The sequence below is a fragment of the Streptomyces noursei ATCC 11455 genome (assembly GCF_001704275.1).
GTDB classification, from domain to species: domain Bacteria; phylum Actinomycetota; class Actinomycetes; order Streptomycetales; family Streptomycetaceae; genus Streptomyces; species Streptomyces noursei.
The window spans coordinates 9,521,950-9,537,777 of record NZ_CP011533.1 but is presented as its reverse complement, the minus strand read 5'-3'; the positions used below and the strand labels follow the sequence as shown (position 1 = coordinate 9,537,777).

The following is a 15,828-nucleotide window of genomic DNA, read 5'->3' as shown; positions in this document are numbered from 1 at the left end:
ACGAATTGAGGCCAAGGTCAGAGTCAGACGAAGATCACCAATGGGTCACTTTTGATGCGCTGCCTTCAGGGAGCCAGAGTTCGACCGCCGTCGAGACGGAGAATCCTCACCGCCACACGGTAAACGCCAATGGCACAGCACAACTGCATATGCAGGCCGATGCCCACCAGGAGAAGTGACGGATTCGCCACCGGGCCCCGCCGCAGCCCCGCCACCTCACGTCAATGGTTGGAGCTACCTTCACCCTAGAGTAAGAAAGCTGGGGATTCTTCTGCCACCCGAGACCAAAAAACTCAGATGCCTCCAGGAGATACCCGTGAACAGCCGGTACACGAGAATCATCCGATTGGCCTAATCGCCTCAACCGAATTATGCCGACTACCAGCGGCGACACTAGTAGTGACGTAGCCCACCATCACGCAACAGCTCGTAAGCTGTCTTTCCGGCCGAGGGCTCAATGGTTCGCACGGCCCGAAGAGGTGTTCCCACTGTTAAGGAGCCGCCGATGGCGGAGGTACTAACCTGGGTGATGCAGCGGCGGGCAACCCTGACCAACCAAGCTGAGCGACTACGCAAAGAGCTTGCGGAGATCGAAGCCGAGGTCGCGCGGCTTGGGGCAGCAGAGGAGGTACTCGGTCAGTTCATCAAGACCGGACGCATCAACAGAGTTGATATTCTGGAGGCGGACGCGGAGCTGGAACGGGTCGTCAACGTGCCGTGCCAGATTGGGATGTCTACGACACTGAATCGAGAAAACAGTGTGAACGAAGACACCCTTTCCTCACATGTGCAGCCGGTCACTTCCGCTTTCGACCCCGAGACAGAGCTTCAGAGGATGGGCGTCCCCATCCAGTATGTCCCTCTCCACGGCGCACTTGCAGCCTGGGACCCCGAACAAGGGAAGGTGCTTTGCAGTCTCGGTCTGAGCCTCATCCAAAAACGCTGCTCCCTCACACATGAGCTAGCGCACATCGTCCTGAAGCATCAACGCTGCGCTTACACGGGTGAAGGTGTCACAACCATTACGTCTTTCACTCAAGAGCGTGCTGCAGAAATGTGGGCTGCACGTAAACTCATCAGCCCCGTACAGCTGGCCATAGCCCGCGAATCTAGGCTCTCATCAGCCGACATCGCACGTGAACTCGGAGTTACTACACGCGTTTACCGCGCACGGCTGCTAGCCGAGGAGCACGACGAACAACGCTGGCTGGGCACTGAATCCGATGGCTTCTGATCCGTCAGAGCCGAGCAATGCTCAATACCTGTGGATCACTCCTGACGGAAGGAGGCGTACCTTCCCGATGGATCGATCGATAGGCCGACGTTGCCGCGTCGGTCGGGAAGGCACGCCGGTGCTTACCGTAGTCAACGAGGACGGAACCACGCCAAGCGGCAGTTCGCTGTTGGATGAGGTTGTTCGGGAAGGCGCACGGCGGATGCTGGCCGCCGCACTGGAGGCCGAAGTCAACGCTTACATAGCCGAGTTGACTGATGAGCGCGACGCCAGGGGGCGCCGCCTGGTGGTCCGCAACAGCTATCACCAACCCCGGCAGGTCACCACCGCTGCGGGCGTGGTCGAGGTGAAGGCGCCGCGGGTGAACGACAAGCGCGTCGACGAACAGACCGGCGAGCGCAGGCGGTTCTCGTCCGCGATCCTGCCGCCGTGGTGCCGCAAGTCGCCGAAGATCAGCGAGGTGCTGCCCCTGCTCTACTTGCACGGCCTGTCCTCTGGCGACTTCGTGCCCGCCCTGGAGCAGTTCCTCGGCTCCTCTGCCGGGCTGTCGGCGGCGACGGTTACCCGGCTGACGACGCAGTGGCAGTCCGACCACGCCGCCTTCATGGACCGCGACCTGTCGGAGGTCGACTACGTCTACGTGTGGGCCGACGGCATCCACCTCAACGTCCGTCTGGAGGAGGCCAAGGCGTGCGTCCTGGTGCTCATCGGGGTTCGCGCCGACGGCTCCAAGGAGCTCGTCGCCCTCAAGGACGGCTACCGAGAATCCGGCGAGTCATGGGCTGACCTGCTGCGGGACTGCGCCCGCCGGGGCATGCGCGCCCCGGTCCTCGCGGTCGGCGACGGCGCCCTAGGCTTCTGGAAGGCCCTGGCGGAGGTGTTCCCCGAAACCCACGAGCAGAGGTGTTGGGTTCACAAAACGGCCAACGTCCTCGACTCCATGCCGAAGTCCGCGCAGCCGGGCGCGAAGAGGGCGATCCAGGACATCTACAACGCGGAGGATCGCGACCACGCCGAGGTGGCGATCAAGACGTTCGCCCAGCTCTATGGCGCGAAGTTCCCCAAGGCGGTCAAGAAGATCACCGACGACCAGGAGCAACTGCTGGCGTTTTACGGCTTCCCGGCCGAGCACTGGATCCATCTGCGGACCACGAACCCCATTGAGTCGACCTTCTCCACCGTCCGACTGCGGACCAAGGTCACCCGTGGCGCCGGCTCCCGCACCGCCGCCCTGGCCATGGTCTTCAAACTCGTCGAGTCCGCCCAGCAACGGTGGCGGGCCGTGAACGCACCCCACCTCGTCGCCCTCGTCCGGACAGGTGCCCGCTTCGAACGCGGCCAGCTCGTCGAACGCCCCGTGGTGGTCGCAGCATGAGTACCCTCGCGGCCCAGCCCATCAACACCAGCAGGCTCGACCTGCTGCCACTGCACGTCGAGCACGCCGAGGAGATGGCCGCGGTGCTGTCCGACCCGGCCCTCCACACCTTCATCGGCGGCACGCCGGACGCCCCGCAAGCCCTGCGCTCGCGCTACCAGCGCATGACGGCAGGCTCTCCCGATCCGGCCGTGTCCTGGCTGAACTGGGTGATCCGGCTCCGTGACGAGTCCTGCCTGACGGGCACAGTCCAGGCGACGGTCAGCCCCTCCGGCCACGGCCCCATCGCCGAGATCGCCTGGGTGGTGGGGACCCCGTGGCAGGGAAGGGGCATCGCCACCGAAGCAGCCCAAGGGCTCGTCGACTGGCTCGGCCGGCAGCCGGTGCACACCGTCATCGCCCACATCCACCCCGAACATCGGGCATCCGCTGCCGTCGCCACTGCCGCCGGGCTCACACCCACCGACGAATGGCACGAAGGCGAGATCCGATGGCACCGGAGCATCAGCCGATAACTTCACCGATCCACAGGTCTTGACTATTACTCACTTCACCAACAGAAAATAGCTCCCTAAATTCGAAGCAATCCCCAACTATAGAAGCAACGCAAAGAAATGCAGTCTACAGCCGCAGGGGATGCGGTTCTCACCAGCAGTCGCAACCTCGACCTGCCCCCCCTTTAACCTGTGGAGTTACCAATGTCATCCTCCCTGCCTAATTACGACGATCCAACGCGCCGCCTACTGACGGCGAGGGAGGCTGCGGAAGTCGCTCATGTCACACCAGCTTGCATTCGACAATGGGTAAGACGTGGCTACTTGACCCCGACAGCAAGCTACCGACGCGGCAAAAAAGTTCACCTGTTCCTCGAATCGCACATATTGAAAGTCGAACGAGATCGACGGGTTCGACAACGGCAGGTCTCGACGACTGCAGATTCTTCATCCACTGAACCTCTTTCATCCTGAGTAGTCGCAGGTCAGGAGCGTGTGAACGGCCTGGACGATGCGGCTGATGCGGTTGGTTGAGCATCGTGCCTGGCGGAGGGTCCGCCATTGCTTGAGTTGGGCGAAGGCGCGTTCGCCTGGTGCTCGGAGGCGGGCGTGGTCGCGGTTGAACAGTTGGTAGTGGTCGGGTTGTTCGCGGTGGTTCTTGTAGGGGGTGCGGACGGTTGCGCCGGCGCCTTGGTAGGCGCGGTCGGCCAGGACGAGGATCTGCCTGGTGAGGCAGGCCTGGACGATGCCGTGAGCCCGTGCCGCGGTCAGGTCGTGGGTGCGTCCGGGCAACGCGCGGGAGAACCACAGTGGAGTGCCGTCTGGGGACGCGATGACCTGCACGTTCATTCCGTGCCGCTTGTGTTTTTGGCTGTAGTACGGCTCGTCTGCGGCGATGCGGTCGGTGGGGATCAGTGTCCCGTCAACGACGACGAAGTCGCCCTCACCCAGGCCCACCAGGGCCTCGCGCAGGCCGGGTGCCCACGAGGCGAGGATCATCAAGGTCTCGTCCACGTACCGCCAAGCCGTCGCCTCCGATACCCCGAAACCGGCTCCGACCTGCGCGAACGTCTCGTTCTTCCGAAGGTGCGCCAACACCAGTAGGGCCTGCTTGAAGCAACCGAGCCGTCGCCAGGGCGAGTTCAGCTCCTGCCGGCGGGCATGGATCAGCCAGGAAACGTGCTCAACGAGTTCGTGCGGGACGTCGCGCATGGAAGAATACGGAACCAACAGGGCTCCTCGGACGCTGCGTGATGAGTGATGTCACCACAGCAACGACCAGGGGCCCTGTCTTGTCACCAACTCCCCTCTGACCAGGCATTTCACCCTCGCAGAGGCAGGATGAAAGAGGTTCACTGAACCTCTTTCATCCTGTTCCGGCCGGGTGAAATGGGCTGGTCAGGTGGGGTGACATGGCGAAGCCCCTCGTCGTTGGTGTGGTGATCTCACTCAACACGCCATCGGCCGCGGGGGGCTTTGTTGGTTCCGTATCCTTCCATGCTCGACGTCCCGCACGAGCTGGTCGAGCACGTCTCCTGGCTCATCTACGCCCGAAGGCGTGAACTTCGCTCGGCCTGGCGGAGGTTGAGCTGCTTCAAGCAGGCCCTTCTGGTTCTGGCACACCTGCGGAAGAACGAGACGTTGGCACAGGTCGGTGCCGGGTTCGGAGTTTCCGAGGCCACCGCGTGGCGGTATGTACACGAGACCGTCGAAGTCCTCGCCTCGTGGGCGCCGGGACTGCACGAGGCCCTCGTCGGCTTGGGCGAAGGCGACTTCGTCATCCTCGACGGCACGCTCATCCCCACCGACCGCATCAAGGCCGACGAGCCGTACTACTCGCAGAAACACAAGAAGCATGGCATGAACGTCCAGGTCATCGCACGTCCCGACGGCACACCGCTGTGGTTCTCACGGGCAACGCCGGGCCGAACCCACGACCTGACCGCAGCACGCGCCCACGGCATCGTCCAGGCCTGCCTCAGCCGCCAGATCCTCGTCCTGGCCGACCGCGCTTACCAGGGCGCCGGCGCCACTGTCCGCACCCCGTACTACGGCTACCGCGACCTGCCCGAGCACTACCAGCAGTACAACCGCGACCACGCCGGCCTGCGCGCTCCCGGCGAACGCGCCTTCGCCCGCCTCAAGTCCTGGCGACTGCTGCGGCGAGCGCGCTGCTCAACCAACCGCATCGGCAGGACTGTGGCAGCCGTGCACACCCTCTTGACCTGCCAATACTCAGGATGAAAGAGGTTCACTGGTTTTCTGGCAGGGCTGACGCAAGTTCCTGTTGATCATGGATCTGGGCTGGTGGGAGGCCCCCGCGACCTGAAGAGCCGAAGTTCCGTTGGGATCAGCTGAGACTCCAACTCGGCTGTCCAGAACGGAACTTCGGCGTTGTCGTATCCTGCCATATCCCTTTGCTCACACTCCGCAATTGTCGATGGGGATCCGGAGGTGTTCGATTCCCGTAGTCGCCGGGGTCGGCGCTGGCCGTTGCTTCCGGTCCTTCGTGCCGCGCAGGCCGCGGTGATCGCGGGTGCCACGTCCTTCACGGCGATCGCCGACTGGCTGCGTCACAGCACCCAGGACGCGCGTGCCCGCCTGGACTTTCCCTCCAACGGAAGCCTCGGAGTCCGCCCCGTTCCGGCCAAGGACACTGTCCGGCGTCTGCTGTTGATGACCTGCCCGCAGGGGCTCACGGCTCTGCTGACCGGCCGCGCCATGACGGAAGGGCGTCCTGAGCGTCTGGCGGTGGACGGCAAAAGCGTTCGCAGCTCGCGCACCCGCACCGCCCACTCTGCGCACTTGCTGTCAGGTTGCGATGAGAATGGCCTGGTCACCGGGCAGATGCGCATCCCGGACAAGACGAACGAGATCCCGTGCCTGCGCCAGTTGTACGCCGACGTCGACCTGACCGACACCTGGGTGACCCTGGACGCGCTCCACACCCAGACCGAGACCGCGAAGTTCCTCATCGAGGCGAAGAAGGCACACTTCGTCATGGCGATGAAGGCCAACCAGCCGACGCTGTACGCGGCGTGCCGGCGCCTGCCGTGGGAGCGGGCGAAGGCCCGGCACACCGAGCAGAGTCGAGCACACGGACAGCTGGAGCGGCGCACCATCACCGTGCTGACGCACGACGGCCTGGACTTTCCCCATGTGGCGCAAGTGGCGCGGATCTACCGCACCCGCACCGAGATCGCCACGGGCAAGCAGACCCGCGAAATCATCCACGTCATCACCGACTTGACGTCCCAGCAGGCCAAACCGCATCAGCTCGCCGCCGCCGTCCGGGGGCACTGGGCTATCGAGAACAAGATCCATTACGTTCGAGACGCAGTGTGGTCCGAGGACCGCTCCCGCATCCAGCCCGGACACGGGCCCGAAAACATGGCCACACTCCGCAACATCGCGATGAACCTGCTACGGAAGAACGGGGCCACCAACATCGCCCAAGCAGTCCGCGAGCAGTCCTACCACCCCTTCACCACACCCCTGGACCTCCTCGGACTACCACCCCGACCTGCGGAAACACACAGTAATTAGCTTCTTGCGTTAGCCCTGGGTTTTCTGGAGTGACGCAGGAGGTTCGGCCGCGAAGTAGGCGGCCTCGTGCTCGGCGGGGGTGATGTGGCCGAGCTCGCCGTGCAGGCGTCGCTGGTTGAACCAGTCGATGTACTCGGCGACGGCGATTTCGATGTCGTTGATGCCGGTCCACGGTCCCTTGTTGCGGATCAGCTCGGCCTTGAACAGGCTGTTGAATGCCTCGGCCAGGGCGTTGTCGTACGAGTCGCCCTTGGAGCCGACCGAGGCCACGGCGGCTTCCTGTTTGAGGCGTTCGGTGTAGCGGATGGCACGGTATTGGACTCCGCGGTCCGAGTGGTGCGTGAGTCCGGTGAGGTCGGATCCGGTGTGCCGGCGGCGCCAGATGGCCATCTCCAGGGCGTCGAGGGCGAGGTCGGTGTAGAGGCTGGTGGCGACCTGCCAGCCGACGACCTTGCGGGAGAAGACGTCGATGACGAAGGTGGCGTAGACCCAGCCGGAGAAGGTGCGGATGTAGGTGATGTCCGCAACCCAGAGCTGGTTCGGGGCGGTCGCGGTGAACTGCCGCTCGACCAGGTGGGCGGGTCGGTTGGTCTTCGGGGCCGGGCGGGTGGTGCGTGGGCTCTTGGCCCGGATCACTCCGCGCAACCCGGCCTGGCGCATGAGGCGTTCGACCGTGCAGCGGGCCACCTGGTGCCCTTCGCGGACCAGGGCGGCGTGGATCTTGTGGGCTCCGTAGACGCCGTAGTTGTCGGCGTGGATGCGGTGTATCTCCTCGGTGAGGTGTCCGTCGCGCAGGCTGCGAGCCGACGGCGGGCGGGTGTGGGCGGCGTAGTAGGTGCTCGGCGCGATCGGCGCGTCGGTCTCGGCGAGGACGTCGCAGATCGGCTGGACGCCGAACGTCTCCTTGTACTTGGCGATGTAGGCGACCTTCATCGCAGTGGACGGTCCAGCTCCGCGGCGAAGAAAGCCGAGGCGGACTTCAATATCGCGTTCGCCCGCCGCAGTTCCTTCACCTCCCGCTCCAGCTGCGCGATCCGGGGGGCCTCCGCGCTGGTAGTACCGGGCACCATGCCCTCGTCGGCCTCGGCCCGCTTCACCCAGCCCCGCAGAGCCTCGGGGTGCACATCGAGCCGGTCGGCGATCCGCTTGATCGCACCAGCCCGACCAACCGGATCCTTACGAGCCTCGACCGCCAGACGTGTCGCACGTTCGCGCAGTTCATCGGGGTACTTACGGGGAGCAGCCATGATCGGCATCCTTCCGGGTCTTGATGATCTCCATCAAACCCGGGGCGGTTCAAAGGGCACCCCTGAACGCCTTCCAACCCCAACCAACTCGCCAGGCAACATGCCCGCACATCAATCGCGGGCAAGGCCGTTAGGGCTCGCAGAGAATCAACGTGTTGCTTCCGGCCCTGTGGCGCGTTGATGTGGTATGCGCGTCCCCAAGTCGATCCGTGACCAACTCGCTGTGAAGTTTGAGGTGTTGTTTCCACATCTGGATGAGCGACAGCGGCGTCTCCTGATGGGGGCCGAGGCCCGGATCCTGGGGCACGGCGGGATCCGGGCGGTTGCCCAGGCGGCCCAGGTCAGCGAGACCACGGTCCGTAAGGGCGTCGATGAGCTGGAGGCAGGCGAGGAACCGCTGGGCCGGGTGCGGCGGCCCGGTGGTGGAAGGAAGAAGTCTGCCGTCCTTGACCCGGGGTTGAGGCGCGCGTTGTTGGCGCTGGTGGAGCCGGACGAGCGGGGCGATCCGATGTCGCCGCTGTGCTGGACGGTGAAGTCGACCAGGAACCTCGCGGCCGAGCTGACTCGTCAGGGGCACAAGGTGAGTGCGGACACGGTCGGGGATCTGCTGCGGGAGGAGGGCTTCAGTCTGCAGGCCAACGCCAAGACCGTGGAGGGCAGGCAGCACCCGGATCGGGATGCCCAGTTCCGCCATATCAACGACCGGGCCAAGGGGCACATGGCCGCCGGGCAGCCGGTGATCAGCGTGGACACGAAGAAGAAGGAGCTGGTGGGCGATTACAAGAACGCCGGATGTCAGTGGCGTCCGGCCGGCGAGCCGGTGCTGGTCAAGACACATGACTTCCTGGACCGGCAGGGCCCGGGCAAGGCGATCCCCTATGGCATCTACGACTTGGCCGCGAATACCGGCTGGGTGAATGTCGGATGCGATCACGACACAGCCGCTTTCGCCGTGGAATCCATCCGCCGCTGGTGGCAGGCCCGGGGCCGGCACGACTACCCACGTGCGACCCGGTTGCTGATCACTGCGGACGCGGGCGGTTCCAATGGCTACCGCACCCGTGCCTGGAAGACCGAACTCGCCGCGTTCGCCGGTGAGACGGGCCTGGACATCACGGTCTGCCACATGCCCCCTGGGACTTCGAAGTGGAACAAAGTGGAACACCGGCTGTTCTCCCACATCTCCATGAACTGGCGCGGCAGACCGCTGACCAGCCACGACGTCGTCGTCAACAGCATCGCTGCGACCACCACCTGCACCGGGTTGAAAGTCCACGCCGAACTCGACACAGGCACTTACGACACCGGTGTGAAGATCACCGACGGCGAGATCGACGCGCTGCCGCTGAGCCGGCACCGCTTCCACGGCGACTGGAACTACACGCTCCACCACCGCCCCCAGGCACCTCCCGACTGCGAGACAGACCCCAGGGCCTCCTCCGCGATCGACGTAGAACGGCCCGTTCACTTGACTGGGTTCAGCACCTCTCCACTGCGGGACCCGGAGCTGACCGGCATGACCACCGAGCAACTGGACGCTCTGACCCACTCCTTGAGCCCGGCTCTGGCGGACCAGCGCGAACGGCTTCGCCACGAACGCCGGGGCGGTGAGCGACTTCGCGCACCAGGCGCAGGCTCCAAGGACAAGCTTTCCGACAGCGACCGGATCCTGGCCACGGTGCTGTGCCTGCGCAGGATCGGCACTCACGAACTGCTTGCCAGGCTCTTCGGCGTCGCCACGAGCACCCTCACCCGGGCCGTCCAGGAAGTCCGGCCCCTCCTGACCGACACAGCCATCCCGGCCTCAACCGCCCGATTCCGCACTCCCACGGACGTCGCCGCCCACCTCAACAAGTACGGCAACCAGCCCCCAGGGAAGATCAAATCCGCATGTTGATTCTCTGCGAGCCCTTATCGCGCGAACGCGCTGTTGGACGCTCACCGCGAGGACCCGGAGTTCGGCTACCGGTTCCTGGCCGACGAAGCACGCGATGGCGGACCGGACCGCGTGGCGGATCTGCCGGGGCAACCGCTGGTGGAGCGTGTTCGGCAAGAAGCACGGCCGGGGCAAGAAGGCCGGCCCGCCCGTGCACGACGACCTCGTGAGCCGCAACTTCACCGCGGCCGGCCCGAACCGGTTGTGGCTCGCCGAGATCGCCGAACACGCCACCGGCGACGGCAAGCTGTACCTCTGTGCGGTCAAGGACGTGTTCAGCAACAGGATTGTGGGCTACTCCATCGACACGCGGATGAAGTCCCGCCTGGCCGTGACCGCCCTCGACAACGCCGTCGCCCGGCGTGAAAACGTCGACGGATGCATCCTGCACAGCGATCGCGGCTCGCAATTCCGGTCACGGAAGTTCGTCCGGGCACTCGACCGGCACTGCATGGCCGGATCGATAGGGAGGGTCGGGGCGGCCGGCGACAACGCAGCCATGGAGTCCTTCTTCAGTCTGCTGCAGAAGAACGTCCTCGACCGCCGGAGCTGGTCCACTCGCGAGGAACTGCGGATCGCGATCGTGACCTGGATCGAGCGGACCTACCACCGACGCCGCAGACAAGCCGCACTCGGGCGGCTGACCCCCGTCGAATTCGAGACCGTCATGACGACACCGGCCCTCCAGGCCGCGTGACCCAACCTGTCACCCAAACCTGCAGCAGACCCATTGGGGTCAAGGCCCGGGAGCAGAAAAGCTGTCAGCCATGCACGCTGGCCATCAGCTCACGCATGGCGTGGGAGTTGTAGATGTTCCAACGGTCCCAGACGAGCACGATCGGCGCCTTGACGAGCTGCTGGAGAGCGTCGATCAGCGCGATGAAGTCCCGTTCTTCCATGCTGTGGCGTTTGCCTTTGCCTGCGGGACGGGTGCGCAGGCGGTGGCACAGCCGGGTGCGGGAGCCGGGCCTCATCGATCGGCCCGGCCACCGACAGCCGTCCCGAGCCTCGGCCGCTGACCGTCACGACGGGTGTTCGGCCACGCCTGCCCCACGTGCGTCCTTTGGACGGCCGACGGGTGAAGCCTGCCTCGTCCTCGAAGCAGAGTACCCCGCAGGCCGCCCGGGCCCTTCTACCTCCGCTCAGGCCGCCTCCTTCCACGCGGTCACGGCCTGCTCGTCGCGCGCAGCCATCCGCCGCGCGGGTACCTGCGGGCTGAAGCCCAGCTGGTGCATCAACCGCGTCGCACCCGAGACGCTGTAGGAAACATGGAACGTCCTGCCGATCAGCGTGGCTACCCGGGCAGCGATCCACACCTGGTCCTCCACCCAACCGTGCGCGGCCGGAGCCTGCTCCAGGTACCCGGCCAACTTCTCCAGACAGCGCGGCGGCAGACGGCACCGCCGTCCGCTCGGGCCACGCGAGGCCAGGGGCTGCATATCGCCGTCCGCCACATCTGATGCCACTGGTAGGCCGACTTCCGGCTCACCCGCAGTCGCCGCGCGACCTCCGGCGGCTTGACTTTCTGCTCGAACAGCTCGGCCGCTTGCATCCGTAGCGCCTCCCGGCCCAGGGCTTCGTCGTTCAGCGGGTCTGTCCCGCTTGATGACGGTTCAGGTGGCTGGCGCGGTGATGGAGTTCGGGGCTGGGGCGGGGCGCAGGCAGGCACGGCCTCCGGGTGATCATGAGGTGTTGAGTCCCTGATCACCGCAACGGAAGACCGTGCCTGTCCGCTCATCATCGCTCATCCCAGTCGGCCTGGGCCAACTCGCCGGCGCTCGCCCCTCCGACCCTGGGGAACACCCGCATCTGCTGGGCTGCCTCGTGACGGTGCCCGATCCGCGCCGGGCCAAGGGCCGCCGTCATCCCCTCTGCTTCGTCCTTGCGCTCGCCGCGTGTGCGGTGCTGGCCGGCGCGAAATCGCTGACGGCGATCGCTGAATGGGCGGCCGACGCACCGGCCGCCGTGCTCACCGTGCTCGGCGGCCCAACCCGCGAACCCACCGGCCCTGCCGCCCCTGCCGAGGCCACCGTGCGCCGAGTCCTGCAGCGCGTTGACGGCGACGCCCTCGATGCGGCAGTCGGCGCCTGGCTCGCCGCCCGCGACCCAGGCCCCCATCCGCCGGCCAGAACGCGGCCCATCGGCCCCGCCGCTCACTGGCCGTGGACGGCAAGACAGTCCGCGGCGCCCGCTGCACCAACGGCACCCAGGTCCACCTGCTCGCCGCGATGACCGGAACCGGCCTGGTCACCGCCCAGCGCGAGGTCGGCTCCAAGACCAACGAGATCACCGTCTTCCAGCCGATGCTCACCGAGCTCGACCTGACCGACACCGTGGTCACCTTCGACGCCCTGCACTCCCAGCAGGCCCACGCCCGCTTCCTGGTGGAGGAGAAGAACGCCCACTACATCGCCGTGATCAAGGGGAACCAGCCGCTGCTGCACCAGCAGATGAAGCAACTGCCCTGGCGAGACGTCCCGCTGCTGGGCAAGACCCGCGCCACCGCACACGGCCGGGACGAGATCCGCCGCGTCAAGACCGCCACCGTCACCCGCGGCCTCGCCTTCCCCCACTCCGCCCAAGCCGTGCAGATCGTACGTCGCCGCCGGACAGTCACCACCGGCAAGGTCACCCTGGAGCGCGTCTACGCAGTCACCGACCTCACCGCCGAGCAGGCTGGCGCTCCCGAGATCGCACACCGCGTGCGCGAACACTGGGGCATCGAGAACAAGATCCATCACCTCCGCGACACCGCCTTCGCCGAGGACGCCTCGCGCGTACGGACCGGCACCGCCCCCCGGGCCATGGCAGCCCTACGCAACCTGGCCATCGGCGCACTCCGCCTCACCGGATGTGACAACATCGCCGCCAGCCTGCGCACGCACAGCCGAGACGCCACACGGCCGCTGACCACCCTCGGCATCACGTGATCAAACCCGACACAACCCCTGAACGACGCCACCCTGACTCCCGGCCCCGACGCCCCGCAGTGATCAGACCGCCCCATTCGCATATCTCACACACCACGGAATACAACCAACACCCGAGCCGCATCAGGGACTTCAGGAAAGATCACCCTGACGAGCCGAAGTCAGTACTAGACAGACGCACCACTCTACGAGCGGAGGCCTAACATGCTGGAACCCGTGCTGATAGTGCTAGCGTCCTGCGCCCTGGCATGGGGTGCGTTACTGCTTATTCAAAAGGTATGGCCGCCTACACAGCGAGCACCACATAATGACGTGCTCGGGTTTGTCTACGCGGTGGTGGGCGTGCTCTACGCCATGGTTCTCGCGTTCATGGTGATCGTCGTCTGGGAAAATACTGGGGCAGCACAGCAGACCGTGTACGCCGAGATGGTGGCACTACGTCAAGTCCACGACCTCGCCGCCGCGCTGCCTGCGGGCCAAGGGGCCGGGGTCATCGCCGAGGAGAGAGCATATGTCGAGTCAGTCATTACCCATGAGTGGCCACACATAGACCATGGCGTCGATCCCAAAACTGAGCAGCACGCCGCTAACTTGCGGACCGCGATGCTACGCATCAACCCAGGAACTGATCCCCAACAGCAGGCGATCTACACGCATTTGCTAGATCGACAGCACGATTGGCTGCTATCCCGCCGAGAACGGATTGAACGAGCCGGAGAGGGAATCAAGCCAGCCTTCTGGTGGTTCATGGTCATCGGCGCAGTTCTGACCATCGGCTACATCTACCTTTTCGGACTCACCCGGACATGGCCACACCTCATCACAACGCTGATCCCGACGATAATGATCGTGGGAATGCTGGTGCTGATCTGGGACGCCTCCAAGCCCTTCCACGGCATGATCTCCATCAGCCCAGAACCATTCAAGACTATGCTCACAAGCTGGCAATGAGACATCCCCCATAAACCGACGGCCAGTCACGGAGGGTTATTCACATTCACGGGCTTTCACCAGCCCTTCTTGTAGAAGGTGAGGGCGGTGATGGTGCGGACGATGTTGGGGAAGCGGGTGAGGGGGCCGCGGTAGCGGGTGGCGAGGATCTTCCAGTCCTTCAGGTGTGCAATCGCGCGTTCGACTGCAGCGCGGAGGGTGTTGATGGACTGGTTGGCCACCTTGTCTCCCACGGAGCGTTCGCGGCCGGGCGGCTTGCGTTGGCCTGTGAGCAGGCTGGTCCCGACGTGGCCGAGGTCGCCGATGTTCTCACGGGCGGCGAACGCCTCGGGGAAAGTTGACTGTCGCCAGGCATGGGTATCGTGCCGGCTTCCGGGCACGGGCTCGGACACTGCGAGCAGGTCCCCGGCAAATGTGGCGGCGATCTGCAGGTTGAAGCCGGTGTCGCGGTGCTTGCCAGAGAACATCGAGGTGCCCTCCCTCGCCCAGTCCCAGGTACGAATCAGGGTGCCATCGATGAGTACGATCCGCCCCCGCGAGACCTCGGTCGAGTCGGGAACATGACTGTTCAGGACCTTCTCCACCACGGGGAGCAGGCCCGTCCAGTGAACCGCCCCGTGTCAGGTAGAGACTCGATTCCGTGAAAGGATTGAGTCATGGCACGACCCTCCCGTTACCCGCTTGAGTTGCGCCGTCGCGCGGTGCGCATGTTCGCCGAAGTGCGCGACGACTACCCGAACGAGACGGCGGCCCTGCAGGCGGTCGTGGACAAGCTCGGCATCGGTTCCCGCGAGACTCTGCGGAACTGGGTGAAGCAGCAAGAGATCGACGCTGGGCAACGTCCGGGGACGACCACGGAGGAGTCCGCCCAGCTCAAGGCACTGAACCTTGAGGAGCCCCGAAGTTCTCGGACAGCGGTCCCCATAGGATCGAAGTCCAGAACGACGGAGAGAGCACGTGGCACAGAAGCGTAGGAAGTTCAGTCCCGAATTTCGGGACGAGGCGGTCAAGATGGTGGTTGTGGAGTCCCGCCCGATCGCTGAGGTCGCCCGAGAGATACAGGTGAACGAGGGAACGCTGGGCACCTGGGTCAGCCGGTACCGGCAAGAGCACGCCGGTGAGGAGCCCCCGTTGAACATCAGCGAACGTGCCCGCCTTCGCGAATTGGAACGTGAGAACCGGGAACTCCGTATGAAGACCGAGTTCCTGGGAAAAGCTGCGGCCTTCTTCGCCCAGGAATACCGGTGACGGAGAAGTACGAGTTCATCGACGGCGAGTCTGACAACTTTCCCGTGCAGCAGATGTGCGCCTGGGCGGGAGTGTCCACGTCGGGCTTTTACCATTGGAGATCGAGGCCATTGTCGGCCACGGCGAAGCGCCGTGCAGAACTGAAGACCGTCATCCTCCAGGTCTTCTCTGACTCGCAGGAGACCTACGGCTACCGGCGTGTCCACGCCGCGCTCCAGCGAATGAACGTGCAGGCCGGAGCAGAACTGGTCCGCGCGCTGATGCGCGAGCTCGGTCTGGTGCCGTGCCAGCCGCGGCCCTGGCGGGCGACCACGATCGCCGATGATGCGGCGCCGGCCACGCCAGACCTTCTGGCCCGTGACTTCACCGCTGACGCTCCCGGGCGCAAACTGGTCAGCGATATCACCTACGTTCACACCTGGGCCGGGTTCCTTTATCTCGCAGCCGTCATCGACTGCCACACCAAAGCTGTGGTCGGCTGGGCGATGGCCGACCACATGAAGACCTCTCTCATATCGGATGCACTCGATATGGCGGCCCGGAACATCGACCTCGCCGAAGGCTGCATATTTCATTCCGATCGCGGCAGTCAATACACGTCTCGGGAACTTCGTCGTAAGCTCGGCTCGTTGGGCCTGCGAGCTTCGGTCGGCCGCACCGGTGTCTGTTGGGACAATGCGATGGCTGAATCCTTCTTCGGCGCCCTCAAAAACGAACTCGTGCACCGAACTACGTTCCCAACACTCGCACATGCCCACCGAGCGATCGTTCGCTACATCGAGATGTTCTACAATCGAAAACGCCTCCACTCCGGACTCGGCTACAAGACCCCCGCAGAAGTCCACGCCGAGTACGAGGAGTTGCAGG

The 15,828-nt window shown here is 64.9% G+C and carries 12 protein-coding genes and 5 pseudogenes; 13 read left to right on the top strand and 4 right to left on the bottom strand.

What is annotated here, in order from left to right:
• Window positions 1-505 precede the first annotated feature (505 nt).
• The 4 genes from SNOUR_RS44100 to SNOUR_RS49415 all read left to right on the top strand — a co-directional run bounded on the left by SNOUR_RS44100 (window position 506) and on the right by SNOUR_RS49415 (window position 3,577).
• Window positions 506-1,234: an ImmA/IrrE family metallo-endopeptidase gene (locus SNOUR_RS44100; protein ID WP_159426062.1), complete on the top strand. Its 729-nt coding sequence runs from the start codon at window positions 506-508 to the stop codon at window positions 1,232-1,234.
• A 118-nt stretch (window positions 1,235-1,352) separates the two neighbouring features.
• Complete coding sequence (locus SNOUR_RS40740) at window positions 1,353-2,609, top strand: IS256 family transposase (RefSeq protein ID WP_079143263.1); 1,257 nt, start codon at window positions 1,353-1,355, stop codon at window positions 2,607-2,609.
• Complete coding sequence (locus tag SNOUR_RS40735) at window positions 2,606-3,124, top strand: GNAT family N-acetyltransferase (RefSeq protein WP_067357356.1); 519 nt, start codon at window positions 2,606-2,608, stop codon at window positions 3,122-3,124. The genes SNOUR_RS40740 and SNOUR_RS40735 overlap by 4 nt, the downstream gene beginning before the upstream one ends.
• A 183-nt stretch (window positions 3,125-3,307) precedes the next feature.
• A complete protein-coding gene (locus SNOUR_RS49415; protein WP_376738570.1) occupies window positions 3,308-3,577 on the top strand; it encodes a MerR family transcriptional regulator in 270 nt (89 codons plus the stop codon).
• Here SNOUR_RS49415 and SNOUR_RS40730 read toward each other — a convergent pair.
• Window positions 3,569-4,373, bottom strand: a pseudogene (locus tag SNOUR_RS40730) (transposase family protein). The gene SNOUR_RS49415 and the pseudogene SNOUR_RS40730 overlap by 9 nt on opposite strands.
• 166 nt (window positions 4,374-4,539) lie before the next feature.
• On the opposite strand from SNOUR_RS40730, the pseudogene SNOUR_RS40725 reads away from it, so the two are divergent.
• Window positions 4,540-5,347 (top strand): annotated as a pseudogene (locus SNOUR_RS40725) (transposase family protein).
• 210 nt (window positions 5,348-5,557) lie between these two features.
• Window positions 5,558-6,649 carry an ISAs1 family transposase gene (locus SNOUR_RS40720; RefSeq protein WP_159426061.1) on the top strand — a complete coding sequence of 364 codons (1,092 nt, stop codon included), beginning with the start codon at window positions 5,558-5,560 and terminating at the stop codon, window positions 6,647-6,649.
• A 9-nt stretch (window positions 6,650-6,658) separates the two neighbouring features.
• Here the strand turns inward: SNOUR_RS40720 and SNOUR_RS40715 are convergent.
• Window positions 6,659-7,896, bottom strand: a protein-coding gene (locus SNOUR_RS40715) for an IS3 family transposase (RefSeq protein ID WP_099055769.1) whose coding sequence is annotated in 2 segments (ribosomal slippage) — window positions 6,659-7,617 and window positions 7,617-7,896 — 1,239 coding nt in all. Because the reading frame shifts where the segments join, the coding sequence is not laid out codon by codon here.
• A gap of 187 nt (window positions 7,897-8,083) precedes the next feature.
• Between SNOUR_RS40715 and SNOUR_RS40705 the strand changes: the two genes are divergently transcribed.
• Both SNOUR_RS40705 and SNOUR_RS45690 read left to right on the top strand, forming a co-directional pair.
• Window positions 8,084-9,793: an ISAzo13 family transposase gene (locus SNOUR_RS40705; RefSeq protein ID WP_067357349.1), complete on the top strand. Its 1,710-nt coding sequence runs from the start codon at window positions 8,084-8,086 to the stop codon at window positions 9,791-9,793.
• A 24-nt stretch (window positions 9,794-9,817) separates the two neighbouring features.
• Window positions 9,818-10,529: pseudogene (locus SNOUR_RS45690) on the top strand (IS3 family transposase); the annotation flags it as partial.
• Between the two features lie 32 nt (window positions 10,530-10,561).
• Here SNOUR_RS45690 and SNOUR_RS49635 read toward each other — a convergent pair.
• A pseudogene (locus tag SNOUR_RS49635) lies at window positions 10,562-11,420 on the bottom strand (winged helix-turn-helix domain-containing protein); the annotation flags it as partial.
• Window positions 11,421-11,554: 134 nt separating this feature from the next.
• Between SNOUR_RS49635 and SNOUR_RS48890 the strand changes: the two are divergent.
• From SNOUR_RS48890 to SNOUR_RS40680, 3 genes are all read left to right on the top strand, one after another.
• Entirely contained in the window at window positions 11,555-12,064 is a 510-nt protein-coding gene (locus SNOUR_RS48890) for a transposase family protein (RefSeq protein WP_312635690.1), read from the top strand.
• Window positions 11,995-12,762, top strand: coding sequence for an ISAs1 family transposase (locus tag SNOUR_RS48885; protein WP_312635688.1), 768 nt, complete (start codon window positions 11,995-11,997; stop codon window positions 12,760-12,762). The genes SNOUR_RS48890 and SNOUR_RS48885 overlap by 70 nt, the downstream gene beginning before the upstream one ends.
• Window positions 12,763-12,966: 204 nt before the next feature.
• A complete protein-coding gene (locus tag SNOUR_RS40680) occupies window positions 12,967-13,713 on the top strand; it encodes a bestrophin-like domain (RefSeq protein WP_079143259.1) in 747 nt (248 codons plus the stop codon).
• A 56-nt stretch (window positions 13,714-13,769) separates the two neighbouring features.
• On the opposite strand, the gene SNOUR_RS40675 is transcribed toward SNOUR_RS40680, so the two are convergent.
• Entirely contained in the window at window positions 13,770-14,297 is a 528-nt protein-coding gene (locus tag SNOUR_RS40675) for a transposase family protein (RefSeq protein WP_159426060.1), read from the bottom strand.
• 72 nt (window positions 14,298-14,369) lie between these two features.
• Here SNOUR_RS40675 and SNOUR_RS40670 point away from each other — a divergent pair, with 72 nt between their 5' ends.
• Both SNOUR_RS40670 and SNOUR_RS40660 read left to right on the top strand, forming a co-directional pair.
• A complete protein-coding gene (locus SNOUR_RS40670; protein WP_079143257.1) occupies window positions 14,370-14,687 on the top strand; it encodes a hypothetical protein in 318 nt (105 codons plus the stop codon).
• Window positions 14,671-15,827: pseudogene (locus tag SNOUR_RS40660) on the top strand (IS3 family transposase); the annotation flags it as partial. The gene SNOUR_RS40670 and the pseudogene SNOUR_RS40660, both read left to right, overlap by 17 nt.
• Between the last annotated feature and the right edge of the window lies 1 nt (window position 15,828).